The following is a 13,866-nucleotide window of genomic DNA, read 5'->3' as shown; positions in this document are numbered from 1 at the left end:
TAGTAGGATAGTATTCTGAAGAAAAGTGATAATGCTCAAAAAACTTTGCAGTTGTTAAAGTAGATACTGGGTTTGATTGTTAGATAATTTGTTAGATTGTCAGTTTAAATCTCACTATCAGTCTAAATATCTTGCTTATTTAGGCAACAATCGCAGCAACTTACCGCTACTGCCATCCTCTAACAACCATACTTCTCCATCTACCGCCAGCACACTGCGGATACGTTGACCCATGTCATATCGATAACGCTCGTAAGGAGCAGCGGCATTGCTTGCACCCAAATCAACCACTATTAACGCTTTGGATGATAAGCCACTAATAAGTGCATTTCCCTGCCACGCTGGAAAGTCGTTATAAGAACCGGAGTAATATAAGCTCATAGATGACGGTGATATGACAGGTGTCCATGTAATTTTGGGCGCTATAAAATCAGGACGAGTATCATGGTCAGGGATATCAATACCTGAATAATTACGCCCGTTAGAGACTATAGGCCAACCATAATTGCTACCTTTTTCAATCAGATTGAGCTCATCGCCACCTCTTGGACCCATCTCATGTGCCCAAAGTCTGCCTGATTTATCAAAGGCCATACCTAGCACATTACGATGTCCCAGCGTCCACAGTTGCTTAGTTATGTCATTAGCATTAGCCTTGATATCTGCCTCTGTATCTACATTAGAGTTATGAACAAATGGATTGTCTATTGGTACCGTCCCATCAGGATTTAGCCGTACTATTTTACCCAAATTAACGCTCATGTCTTGCGCAGGATCTTTTGCTTGGCGTTCACCTGAGCTGATATATAAATAACGCCCATCAGGAGAGAATAGCAAACGATGGCTATAGTGTCCTTGCCCTTTAACTTTTGGGCGCTGCTGCCAAATGGGGACAATCGCTTGCAAGGTTGGTACCGTGGTGTCTAATCCCGACAGTTTGGCTTTAATAACTTTAGCCCCAAACGTATTATCCTCAGAACCCTTGCCGGCCTCTATATAGCTTAGATATACTATATTAGTAGTCGCAAAATCTGGCGCAAGAATAACATCGCCCAATCCTCCCTGCCCACCATAAGCAACTTTGGGCACACCGCTCACTCTTGCCTTGACCCCTGTCCTAGCATCAACAACGAATAACTCACCTGTTTTTTGAGTTACTAGCAACTTGAGCGACTCAGCACTACTTTTGGGTAGTGCTGTCATCGCCCACGGCTCATCAAAGCTAGCGATAATCTTGGTGGTAAAGGCAGGTTTATTGGTGCTTACTTGCTCATCAGGTATAGAACTATCAGATGTTTGAATGTTATTGGCTTGTTTACTATCAGCCACTTCCACTTTTGCTGTGTCTGTACTCATCGTTGATGGGTCAGAGCAGGCAGAGGCGCTAAATAGTAGTGCTATTACGGTTAAAGGCGCGCTTATATACTTAGCATTCGTTATCATAACTTTAGTTACTCACATCAGTTAATTGTCCAATATCAGTTAGTTACTTGCATCAGTTTTCATCATAAAATGTGTTACAGCTCAATATATTTATAACATAACGGAAACGCCTGAAGGGTAAAAAAATAAAACCCCTTATCTGCTATTGCAAATAAGGGGTTATTCTTACCACTAAAAAACTGTCAAAAAAGACTTGTTCTTAACTCATTCTAAGCTTATTAAAGGTAAGTTTATCATCAGTACCGACATCAACTTTAATGATATCGCCAGCTACAAACTCACCGACAAGTAACTTCAATGATAATGGGTTTTCGATCTCTTGTTGAATGGCACGTTTTAGCGGGCGTGCACCATATACAGGGTCGTAGCCGACCGCGACCAATTGATTCATCGCCGCATCGGACAGGGCAATATCCAGCTCACGCTCTTGCAAACGGCTACGCAAACGATTCATTTGGATATCAGCAATACCCGCCATCTGCTCTTGGCCGAGCGCATGGAATACCACAATCTCATCAATACGGTTAACGAACTCGGGACGGAAATGCTCGCCGACTGACTCCATAACTTCCGCTTTGATATCATCATAGCTCTCGCCAACCATCTCTTGAATTTTGTGCGAACCTAAGTTACTGGTCATGATAATGACCGTATTTTTGAAATCTACCACCCGACCTTGTGAATCAGTCAAACGACCATCATCCAATACTTGTAATAAAATATTAAACACATCAGGATGCGCTTTTTCAACTTCATCAAATAGCACCACACTATAAGGCTTACGGCGTACCGCTTCGGTCAATGCGCCACCCTCTTCGTAGCCAACATAACCTGGAGGTGCGCCCACTAAACGACTGACGCTATGCTTTTCCATGTATTCACTCATGTCAATACGTACCAATGCATCTTCACTATCAAACAAGAAATTTGCCAAAGATTTAGTCAGCTCAGTTTTACCTACCCCTGTTGGCCCAAGGAATAAAAATGATCCTGATGGACGATTAGGATCAGACAAACCTGCCCGACTGCGGCGTACGGCATTGGCAACCGCTTCTACGGCTTCATCTTGGCCGATGACACGTTCATGGAGTTTTTCTTCCATTGCTATCAGCTTATCACGCTCACCTTGCATCATCTTGTTAACAGGAATGCCCGTTGCAGCGCTAACCACTTCAGCAATCTCGTTATCCGTGACTTTGTTACGCAGTAACTTGATATTCGGCGCATCAGCTTGCTCTTTTTGCTCGGCAAGATCCGACTCATGAATACGGCGCTCAAGCTGCGGAATAGTCTCATATTGCAACTTGGACATTGCTTCATAGTCGCCTTCACGACTAGACTTATCATAAGCAGTGCGCGCTTTATCTAGCTCATCTTTGAGCTGCTGACTGCCTTTAACCAATGCCTTTTCTGCTTGCCAGATCTCATTAAGATCTGCATATTCTTTTTCTAACTCTTCAATTTGTTGATTTAACGCTTTGAGCTCAGCCTGCGCACCAGCGTCTTCTTCGTTTTTTAGCACTTCACGCTGCATTTTTAATTGAATCAGACGGCTATCAAGCTTACCTAAAGATTCAGGTTTACTGTCCATTTCCATCCGTAGACGGCTGGCGGCTTCATCGATTAAATCAATGGCTTTATCCGGTAATTTGCGGTCAGTAATATAGCGATGACTCATACGCGCCGCCGCAATGATGGCACTATCTTGAATATCGACCCCATGATGCAGCTCATAGCGCTCTTTCAGACCACGTAAAATCGCAATGGTATCTTCAACTGTGGGCTCATCAACCAGTACCTTTTGGAAGCGGCGTTCAAGAGCGGCATCTTTTTCAATATATCGACGATACTCATCTAAGGTGGTTGCACCGACGCAATGTAGCTCACCGCGAGCAAGGGCTGGTTTTAGCATATTACCGGCATCCATCGCACCATCTGCTTTACCTGCGCCAACTAAAGTATGCAGCTCATCAATAAATAAGATGACATTACCTTCTTGCTTCGATAAATCACTGAGCACGCTTTTGAGGCGCTCCTCAAACTCACCACGAAACTTGGCCCCTGCAATCAGTGAGCCTAAATCTAAGGACAGCACTTCTTTACGACGTAAACCTTCTGGCACATCACCATTAATAATTTTTTGCGCGAGGCCTTCAACGATAGCAGTCTTACCAACTCCCGGTTCACCAATGAGCACTGGGTTATTTTTGGTACGACGTGACAGCACCTGAATAGTACGGCGAATCTCCTCATCACGACCAATAACTGGGTCAAGTTTGCCAAGTTCTGCCTGTTCAGTAAGATTAATCGTATATTTATTTAAGGCATCGCGCTGATCTTCGGCATTTTGATTATCGACCGTCTCATTACCACGCAGCTGCTCGATGACTGCTTTTAGCTTAGCTGCCGTCACGCCAGCACTTTCAAATATTTTTTTGGTTTCGCCTTGCTCAGCAAGTGCTAAAATGACCCACTCAGTGGCAATAAAGTCATCACCTTCTTTCTGTGCCTGACGATCGGCAAGGTTAAGAATTTTTACCGAGTTTGGGTTTAAATTAACGTCTCCAGTGGGTTCAGCAATGGTCGCTTGGTTATCAAGAGCTTTTGCAACACCATTTTTTAGTGCCGGTATAGACGCACCTGCTTGCTGACAGATCGACAAGTTAGCCTCATCTTGAAGCAAGACCGCCAGTAAATGTACCGGATCGATACCCGTATGATCCCGCCCTAATGCTAGACTTTGCGCTTCTTGAATAGCGGTTTGCAGTTTTTGGGTAAATTTTTCGAATCTCATCATTGCATCCTTTTATAATTAGTATAAATTAATATATTAGGCAGCGAACTTATACTGTGCCGCTTACCGTTTGATATTATCAATACATGGTATGTTGAGTGTTATTTCAACGTACTAGTATATAGTGTCAATAACAGATAATGACTTATTAGTATGAGCAGAAAAATGTAGATAATCTACTGCTCGATAAGCAATACCTTATCATTAACAATGTTATTAATCATAACGTATTAATGTGTATCTTAGAGAAATATTTTAAAAGAAAAAAAGATGGATAGTCGAAGTTAGGTGAGTGCGATGCTTAGATTAGCGCAATGCTTAGATGAGTTCGATAAGAAAACATGAGCTTTAGGTTGTAGCGGATCTATATAGATTTAACTATATGTATGGAATGAGAAATAGGGTGCCCTAGTTCATGGCTAGCGTTTTATAAATGTTATTTACTAGTGATAATAAAGTAGGAAGGATACCTACCTGCCTACACGTTCTATCTATACTTCACTCAACGATTTCAATCGGTATACCAAGCTTTACTGCTGCCATAATCTCATTCATCTCATCGTTAGTAACCGCGATGCAGCCATCAGTCCAGTCGCGTTGTTGGTTAACCAATGCCAGCCCACTAAAGCCATTCTTCTGTCCATGAATCATAATATCACCACCTGGACTAACGCCAAGCGCTTTAGCTTGCGCCTTATCTGCTGCATTAGGATAACTGATATGAATAGAGCGATAGAATTTAGATTTTTCATTCTTATAATCTAGAGTATAAGTTCCTACTGGTGTGCGCTCGTCACCTTGCTGTTGCTTATGACCTACCGGGCTATCACCTAGGGCGATGCGATAAGATTTGATCACCTTATCATCACTCAATAATTGCAAGCTACGCTCCGACTTATCGACAAAGACTTTATCAATAATTACCGTGTTAGGAATAGTTTGCGCATTATTAGAGGCATTTTTTATAGTGAAGGGTAATATTTTTGCATAGGCTATTGCACTGGTACTAACCATAGCGATAATACCGAGTCCAATAGTAATGAGTAGCCATTTAGGACTTTTAGCAAAATTCGTACGAAAAAATGACATAGGTCTTAGTTCTTGTAATTGATGTTATATGGGTTAATCATAATATACCAAAACAAAATATAGACCTTTGTACAAATTTCATCAATAGAGTTTGGTGATGATCAGATCATTCGAATAGCACCATCTAAGCGAATAACTTCACCATTTAAATAGGCATTATCAATAATATGCATCACTAGTTTGGCAAACTCATTTGGCGCCCCTAAACGTTTAGGATACGGTACTGCTGCTTCTAACTGCTCGCGGGCTTTTTCAGGAATACTTTCCATCATTGGGGTCGCAAAGACACCCGGTGCAATGGTCATGACCCGAATACCATGACGTGCTAGCTCACGCGCTAGTGGCAATGTCAGACCTACTACGCCAGCTTTAGAAGAAGCATAACTGGCCTGCCCAACTTGACCATCAAAAGCAGCGATAGAGGCAGTATTAATGATTACCCCTTGATCTGCGTTTTTTTCAGTACTGTGATCGCTACTTGCTGCAGCAACACGGCGTGCAATACTGGCGGCGACTAAGCGCGCCACATTGAAAGAGCCAACCAAATTAACATTAATGCCACGACTAAACGCATCAAGATCGGCCGGATTATTCTCACGATCTAGGAGTTTTTGTACCACAACAATACCAGCACAATTAATTGATCCTTGCAGACCGCCAAATGCTTGCTCTGCTAGATCGACGGCAGCTTGTACCTCATCGCCACTGGTAATATCACAGCGTATAAAGCGAGCATTATCTCCGAGCTCGTCTACCAATGCTTGTCCTGTTGTATCGTTTAAATCAGCAATCACTACGTTGCCACCTTGGCTAACGATAGCGCGAACAACCGCTTCACCCAATCCTGATGCGCCGCCAGTTACTAAAAAGCTGTTTGTCTGTATTTGCATGGGTATTCCTTAACGACTTATCGTTTGATTTTTAATATTTTCATTGGTTATTTACCTTAAAGCATTCTTTTAAAAGAATACTTCAAGGCCTGTCACTGTCTACAAAGCATACTTAGTCAGCAGATAAACTGCGCAGTAGGAAGCGCTGTATCTTGCCACTAGGCGTCTTTGGTAGCGCCTCAACGAACTCAACTTCACGTGGATAAGCATGCGTTGATAAACGCTCACGTACCAAGTTTTTGATTTGCTGAGCGATTTCTTCACTACCCTCAATACCGTCTTTGAGCACCACATAAGATTTAATGGTATGCCCGCGTACCTCATCAGGTACGCCTACGGCAGCGGACTCTGCAACCGCTTCATGTTCTAATACTGTATTTTCGACATCGGTAGGTCCAACACGGTAACCGGCAGTCGTAATAATGTCATCATCGCGTCCTGAGAACCAGTAAGTACCATCATGATGACGCTCAACCACATCTCCGGTCAGATAATAATCATCGATAAAGGCTTGTTTTTCATTCCAGCTATAACCACGGAAATAAAACGCGGGTGACTGACTGACTACCACAGCCAGTTGTCCTTGCTCTCCGTCTGACAACACTTGCGTATCATCGTCTAACACTACCAATGTATGCCCCGGTAGCGCCATTCCCATAGAGCCTACTGGACACTTATGTGCCAATCCATGATGCTCACAGCAAATCATGCCAGTCTCTGTCTGACCATATTGATCACAGATTTTGCAGCCTAAATGACTCTCAACCCAGCTAACGACTTCAGTATTCAAAGTCTCGCCTGCCGAATTGGCACAGCGTAAGGATAGTTTTTCAGTGTCGTCTTCTGCGAGTTCTTTAAAGACGCCACTTGATTTCATCATTCGAAAGGCAGTTGGTGAGGAGGCAAGATTGGTAATTTTATGGCGCATCATAAAATCACGGGTATTGGTTGCATCGAAGCCTGCTTCATTAAAGTAAGTGGTCACACCTAATAATAATGGGCCAGTAATAGCGTAATAGAGACCATACGCCCAGCCTGGATCCGCCATATTCCAATAGTTATCGGTATCACGCAAATCAATGGCATAACGCATGTATAAATAGAACGCTGGCAGTGCAGCTAATGGCACGCTTACCCCTTTCGATTTACCAACCGTACCTGATGTAAACATCTGTAAAAATTGCCCATCAGTATCTAAGAGCACTGGCGCGATCGTTTCCGACTGCTTATCCATCATCTCAGTATAGTTGTCATCACCCCAAGTTTGGCTGTCGGCTTGATTACCAACCAGTACCATCTTGGTTTGTTCAGCTAAATCTTTAAACTTGCTACGATTTTCTTGATTGGTAAATACCACTTTAGTTTTTGCTTTTTCCATTCGGTACTCGATGGAATCATAACCAAAAGCGGTAAATAATGGCTGATATATCGCCCCAAGACGCCATGCTGCTAAAACAATCACTAACAGCTCCGGAGTACGCGGTAACATAGTCGCTACTTGATCCCCAGCTTGCACACCATAAGACTGCAGTAGATTGGCCACTTGCGCACTAGCACTATCCAGCTCACCAAAACTTAGGCGCGTTATCTCACCGGCAGTATTTTCATGAACTAGGGCAATATTATCTGCGCGTCCGTCACGCACATGACGACCACAACAGGCCATATAAGCATTCAGGCGATCGTCAGGATTTGCGCCAAAAATTTCTTCTAATAACGATGCCATATCGAAGTTATTATAATAATCGGCATAGCTTGGTAATGTGGATTCTACATGCTCAGTAGCTAAAGCTTGGGTAGAGTTTGAGCTCGAGGGCGATGCTGCTAAGTTTGCAGCGTGATTAGAGGTGATAGACATAAGCTAATCCTTTAGCAATAAAAGTTAACGGGCAAAATAAGATAGATCAATTATTAAAACGGCGATATCCTATATACCGTTCAATCTCATTATATGTAAGCGTACCTATTAATAACGCATTTTTCTATTTATTTCAATACATATCGTATCATTTTTATGGATTCTATGCTTAGTAAAGTAATTGATATTAAAATAATCGTTACTAAACTACAGCGATTTTCATTGCTTACTTAAAAATCCAAGTAAGGCTTTTTCTTCGCAGCCTTGGTGTTTTTTGGTACGGCCGCGACGTGCCTGTTTATAAGTCTCAAAGAATTGTCCTGCTAAGAACTGTTCAATAATAATAGGATGAATATAAGAGGAACGGCAAACGCTAGGGGTATTTCCTAGTTCTGCTGCGACGTTTTTGACCATTTCTGTGACTAATGTTTGACGTGCGCGACTGTCCGGTTCGCTTGCTAATATTTCATCCCCTGCTGGCCCTTGCAGCTCGTCATATAAATAACTGGCTGCGAGTACACTTGCCATCCACGTACGAAAGTCTTTAGCACTGTAGAGTCTATCGCTATCACCACAAGTATGAGCACGTAGATAGTCATTGATATCAGTGCTATCCACGACTTGTTTAGCACCATGCTCATCTAAATACTTAAAAACCTGATAGCCAGGCAACTCAGAGCATGCCTGTACAACATCAATTAAACGCTCATCTTGCAGCTCGATATGGTGGGTTTTCGCGCTTTTACCGACAAAGTCAAAAGCAAGCCCATTATCAATTTCACTAACATGCTTACTACGCAACGTACTCAAACCATAGCTTTTGTTAAGCTTAGCATAGCGACTATTACCGACGCGAATTAAAGTAGTTTCAAGCAATTTAACCACTGCAGCAAGTACATTAGCGCGTGACAATGGGATAGTATCTAAGTCCTGCTCAACCTGCCTGCGCAGCGCTGGTAATGCCTCTGCAAAGCCTATCATGGCATCAAACTTAGCTTGATCACGTACCGTATCCCACTGCGGATGATATAAATACTGCTTACGCACCTTCTCATCACGGCCAGTAGATTGCAAATGACCGTTATCATCGATGCAAATCCACACCTCTGACCACATAGGCGGAATGACTAGTGCATCAAAACGCTGACGCAAAAATTTGTCTTTTACTGTCTTGCCAGTGGCATCACGATAAGTAAAACCGCGCCCCCAACGACTTCGCGTATAACCGGGCTCGTCGTCACTAACGTAGCGTAGATTGGCACGGCGAGCTAAGTACTCATAATCATGGCGCAAATCTTCTTTGGTTGTTTGTTCAGTTATTTTAGTCATAAAATAATGCGCCTTTATATAATAATTGTCGTGGAAACGGTATCTCTGTCTTATCATAAATAAACAACGCTATTTTTACTGTTCGTTTGCCACTTATAAAATGTAATCCTATGTAAAAGCCAGCTTAATAACATTGAACTTATAAAGGGGTTATAAGCCATACCTTTTTAATGCATAATCTAGAGTCTATTAATTATAAAACTGTATAAAACATGACTAATAATACTGCTGTGCAAATAGCCCCACTCTCCAACGCCGATTATGAAGCTTGGTTGAGTCTGTGGAAAAGCTATTTGACGTTTTATGAGACCTCCTTACCACCGAGTACTACAGAAAAAACGTGGCGCAATTTACTGGATAGTAGTGTACCTATCTATGGATTTGGCGCGTGGAAAGACGATACTTTAGTGGGTATTACCCATGTGATGCTACATCCTAATACGTGGAATTTTACTGAGTGTTGTTACTTGGAGGACTTGTACGTTAATGAATGCGTTCGTGGCCAAGGTATAGGTCGGACATTGATTGAGCATGTGTATGACTTTGCCACTAAAAAAGGGTGCAATCGTGTCTATTGGACGACTCAAGAAAGTAATGCACCAGCTCGCATACTTTATGACACACTAGCAACCAAGACCGATATGGTGCAATACCGGAAGAACTTATAATTTAAAATAATTCTATGCTGAATTAAATATATAGCAGCCATAAAAAAACGCCAAGCGCAGAACGTTTGGCGTTAATATTAAATACGTTAGTTGAATTTAAAAGATGATATCTTAACTTAAAATGTTATTCATCGTAAAAACTATTTACCATAAACACATAAATAAGCCGTTTCGACGGTAACTTTGACGTTGAATTTTTTATTGGCTTCAACAGTAAATTGTTGACCCGCTTCAAAAGTTTGCCACTCTTCACTTTCTGGCAACTTAACCGTCAATTCACCACTGACCACACTCATAGTTTCAAATTCACTGGTGCCAAACTCATACTCACCAATTGACATAACGCCTACAGTTGCAGGCTTAGTTGCCGTTTGAAAGGCAATAGACGTTACTTTATCATCAAAATAATTGTTAACACTTAGCATAATTTTTCCTAAATAGATTTCATTGAATGTGGTCAATGCTGACCAAAGTAGAGTCATAATTGCGCGCGTCTAGTAAAAATTTTTCTCGCTTGCTGTGCGACTACGTCACTCTAGAGACTTCAAAAATTTCTCCCAGTCACACGGTATTCGTTTTAAAAGGGATTAATACTATCATTTTTAAAATGATTGAATATTTATAGTCCTGCTTTTAAGCTCGCTTCAATAAACTGGTCAAGGTCACCATCGAGCACTGCCCCAGTATTAAAGGTCTCAACGCCGGTACGCAAATCTTTAATGCGTGAGTCATCAAGCACATAGGAACGGATTTGACTGCCCCAACCCACGTCGGACTTACTATCCTCAACCACTTGCTGCTTTTCCATGCGCTTTTGCATCTCTAACTCGTACAGCTTAGCACGCAGCATTTTCATAGCCGTTGCCTTGTTGCCATGCTGGCTACGCTCGTTTTGACAAGTCACCACAACGCCAGTAGGTTCATGGGTAATACGAACAGCTGAGTCCGTCGTATTCACATGCTGACCGCCTGCGCCACTTGAGCGATAGGTGTCAATACGTAGGTCTGCTGGGTTGATATCGATATCGATATCATCATCAATCTCGGGCGACACAAAGATAGCGGCGAATGAGGTATGACGACCATTATTACTATCAAACGGTGACTTACGCACTAAGCGATGCACACCAATTTCGGTACGTAGCCAACCAAAGGCGTAATCCCCTTTAATGGCAATAGTTGCGGACTTAATACCAGCCACGCCACCCGATGATATTTCAATCACATCAACCTTAAAGTCGTGTGCTTCCGCCCAACGCATATACATACGCAACAGCATCTCAGCCCAGTCTTGGGCTTCAGTACCACCACTACCCGATTGCACATCTAGGTAGCAATTATTCGGGTCCATCTCACCGCTAAACATCCGACGAAACTCTAAATCAGCCACTCGCTTCTCAGCGTTATCTAGATCAGCCTGCACATCGGCAAGTAACGACTCGTCATCAGCCTCTACCGCTAACTCCAGCATAGCTGCCGCATCTTCTAATATGGTCTCAAGTGACACGACCACATCAATGACACTATCAAGATGGCTTTTTTCTTTATTGATTTTGGTCGCGCGCTCTGGATCATTCCATAGTTCAGGATTCTCGAGCTCTAGATTGACTTCTTCTAAGCGTTCTTGCTTGCCATCAAAGTCAAAGATACCTCCGCAGGTCCTGTCCACGCTCAGCGAGGTCTTTAATTTTTTCTTGGTACGGGTTAATTTCCATAAATTTTCCTCGGTTAATAAAAGGTATTGCTTACTATCAATAGTAAATCAAATAAATACGTTATTATTTATGTGAGATTAAAGCAAAATGTGCCACTAAATGGACCAATCTTCTACTGCCCAGCGATGCGCCAACGCATGAGCATGCAGCGCATCATCGGGCGACACACAAATCGCTACATCCGCCCATTCAAGTAGCGGAATATCATTCTTAGAATCCGAATAGGCATAAGTTTTCTCAAAGCTAATACCCGCTACCTGCTGCTTATCAAGCCACTTATCCAAATGATAAATTTTACCAGCTTGAAAGTTGGGCTTATCGGTTAATTTACCGGTATAGCGCTGGTCTTTAATCTCTAGCGGCGTTGCCAATACATTGGCTTCTTCTACCCCGAAACGCGCAGCAATGGCGGATACGACAAAGTCGTTGGTCGCAGAAATAATTACCACATCATGACCTAAGTCTAAATGCTCACGCAGCACTGTCAAGGCCTTTGGACGCATATGCGGCTCAATCTCAATCTTAATGTAATCTTCTCGCAACTCATGCAAGCGATCTAACGGCAGCGTGGTCAAAAACTGCGCCACAAATTCATTATATTCGGTGGCATCAAGCGACCCTTCGATATATTGCTCATAAAACGCTTGGTTGGCCGTCCGATACTCTGCTTCATCGACCAGCCCGTGGTTGACGATATACTCGCCCCATAGATAATCACTGTCGACGTCGAGTAAGGTATGGTCTAAGTCAAATAGTGCCAAGATACGCGGCGCAGATTGTGGGTCAATATTGGTATTGAGGACAGACGTACTCATATGGCAAATCTCGTTAATAATGAATGATAAAACTTGTGATAGCTAAGAAAGGCTTATTTTGGCTGCTCAATTTCTTTTAAGCCATTTTTAAACTTTTGGCAACGCGCAGCATAATGCAAAGCAGATTCTTTGAGCATAGCAGCTTGCTCATCGGTTAAGGTTTTGACTACTTTGCCCGGCGCACCCATAACCAAAGAGTTATCCGGAATCTCTTTGCCTTCCGTAACTAAGGCCTTAGCGCCGATGATACAATTTTTGCCGATTTTGGCATTATTAAGTATCACCGCTCCGATACCAATCAGGCTATTATCACCGACGACGCAACCATGCAGCATGGCTAAATGACCAATGGTGACATAGTTGCCAATTTTGACCTCGATACCTTCATCGGTATGAATGACGCTATTTTCTTGTACGTTGCTGTAGTCGCCGATATGGATACGCTCATTGTCACCGCGAAGCACAGCGCCAAACCAAACATTGGCTTGATGACCTAAATAAACATCGCCTATAACGCGCGCTGAATCTGCAACCCAGCCATTAAAGGGCATCGCAAACTCAGGTACTTTGTCTAAATATTGATAAATCATAACGAGTCCTGATTACATTAATTGTCATCTTAATTATAGTTATAATAGCTATTTTGCTTAATCATCATTATAAATTGAAGGGTCACTTAAAGCAGGATTAATAGCCAATAATGTTACTTAATGAATGATGCTGTCTATTGTGGCAAAGCTTCTGGCTAAAATCCAGCCGTTTTGGTAGTAGATTTATAGTTATATCAGTCATAGATATTCTCTAAAAAATTATTCTTGCTTAGATTATTAACTAATATTTATTATATAGTCGATCCAATTTAAAAACGATACCATGCTAATGGGCTACTGGACTGAATTTTTTGCAGCCTCTGTCACACGTGTGAACAGCAAGCAAGAAAAATTTATACCCGTAGCACGTTGATAGAAACAACCCTGTTTTATTTTGGGCTGACTATAGCTAATAGGCTTTGCTTCAGGCTATTTACTGAATTCATCCTTTTAAATATTTAGATAAATACTTATCATTATTATTCAGTGCGTTGCCATTACTCTACAAAATCGGCTGGCTATCCTAGCGTATATTGTATATAATGCGCAAAATCTGTGCCTAAGCGAGCGGACATGATGCGATTTACTTATTCACTATCTAGTGGGTTTTGTAGTTCTCATTGATAATGTCTTCTCGCTTTTTTGTGGAAAATTTTTGCGTCTACCTCTTTTTTT

11 protein-coding genes are annotated in these 13,866 nt (G+C 42.2%); 1 reads left to right on the top strand and 10 read right to left on the bottom strand.

What is annotated here, in order from left to right; genetic code table 11:
* Positions 1-135: 135 nt before the first annotated feature.
* The 6 genes from AAEY88_RS07210 to AAEY88_RS07185 form a co-directional block, all read right to left on the bottom strand.
* Positions 136-1,443, bottom strand: coding sequence for a PQQ-dependent sugar dehydrogenase (locus AAEY88_RS07210; protein WP_407074432.1), 1,308 nt, complete (start codon positions 1,441-1,443; stop codon positions 136-138).
* Positions 1,444-1,642: 199 nt separating this feature from the next.
* Positions 1,643-4,237 (bottom strand): ATP-dependent chaperone ClpB, encoded by a 2,595-nt coding sequence (clpB, locus tag AAEY88_RS07205; RefSeq protein WP_350560917.1) that lies wholly within the window; start codon positions 4,235-4,237, stop codon positions 1,643-1,645.
* Between the two features lie 498 nt (positions 4,238-4,735).
* Positions 4,736-5,326, bottom strand: a complete 591-nt coding sequence (locus tag AAEY88_RS07200) for a L,D-transpeptidase family protein (RefSeq protein WP_350560915.1) — start codon at positions 5,324-5,326, stop codon at positions 4,736-4,738.
* Between the two features lie 101 nt (positions 5,327-5,427).
* On the bottom strand, positions 5,428-6,216 hold the full coding sequence (locus AAEY88_RS07195; protein ID WP_350560913.1) for an SDR family NAD(P)-dependent oxidoreductase: 789 nt from the start codon (positions 6,214-6,216) through the stop codon (positions 5,428-5,430).
* A 112-nt stretch (positions 6,217-6,328) separates the two neighbouring features.
* Positions 6,329-8,074, bottom strand: coding sequence for an AMP-binding protein (locus tag AAEY88_RS07190; protein ID WP_407074431.1), 1,746 nt, complete (start codon positions 8,072-8,074; stop codon positions 6,329-6,331).
* Between the two features lie 219 nt (positions 8,075-8,293).
* Positions 8,294-9,403, bottom strand: coding sequence for a DNA topoisomerase IB (locus AAEY88_RS07185; protein ID WP_350560911.1), 1,110 nt, complete (start codon positions 9,401-9,403; stop codon positions 8,294-8,296).
* Between the two features lie 212 nt (positions 9,404-9,615).
* Between AAEY88_RS07185 and AAEY88_RS07180 the strand changes: the two genes are divergently transcribed.
* A complete protein-coding gene (locus AAEY88_RS07180) occupies positions 9,616-10,071 on the top strand; it encodes a GNAT family N-acetyltransferase (RefSeq protein ID WP_350560909.1) in 456 nt (151 codons plus the stop codon).
* A 140-nt stretch (positions 10,072-10,211) separates the two neighbouring features.
* Here AAEY88_RS07180 and AAEY88_RS07175 read toward each other — a convergent pair whose 3' ends face one another.
* From AAEY88_RS07175 to AAEY88_RS07160, 4 genes are all read right to left on the bottom strand, one after another.
* Positions 10,212-10,496 (bottom strand): pyrimidine/purine nucleoside phosphorylase, encoded by a 285-nt coding sequence (locus AAEY88_RS07175; RefSeq protein WP_350560907.1) that lies wholly within the window; start codon positions 10,494-10,496, stop codon positions 10,212-10,214.
* Positions 10,497-10,690: 194 nt separating this feature from the next.
* Positions 10,691-11,786, bottom strand: a protein-coding gene (gene prfB / locus AAEY88_RS07170) for a peptide chain release factor 2 (protein WP_350560905.1) whose coding sequence is annotated in 2 segments (ribosomal slippage) — positions 10,691-11,713 and positions 11,715-11,786 — 1,095 coding nt in all. Because the reading frame shifts where the segments join, the coding sequence is not laid out codon by codon here.
* 95 nt (positions 11,787-11,881) lie between these two features.
* Positions 11,882-12,601 carry an HAD family hydrolase gene (locus AAEY88_RS07165; protein WP_350560903.1) on the bottom strand — a complete coding sequence of 240 codons (720 nt, stop codon included), beginning with the start codon at positions 12,599-12,601 and terminating at the stop codon, positions 11,882-11,884.
* A 53-nt stretch (positions 12,602-12,654) separates the two neighbouring features.
* On the bottom strand, positions 12,655-13,191 hold the full coding sequence (locus AAEY88_RS07160; protein ID WP_350560901.1) for a gamma carbonic anhydrase family protein: 537 nt from the start codon (positions 13,189-13,191) through the stop codon (positions 12,655-12,657).
* Positions 13,192-13,866 lie beyond the last annotated feature (675 nt).

This window comes from Psychrobacter sp. CAL346-MNA-CIBAN-0220, from assembly GCF_040309805.1.
In the GTDB taxonomy this organism is placed as follows: domain Bacteria; phylum Pseudomonadota; class Gammaproteobacteria; order Pseudomonadales; family Moraxellaceae; genus Psychrobacter.
The sequence above is the reverse complement of the archived record's forward strand: the minus strand, read 5'-3'. Positions and strand labels throughout refer to the sequence as shown.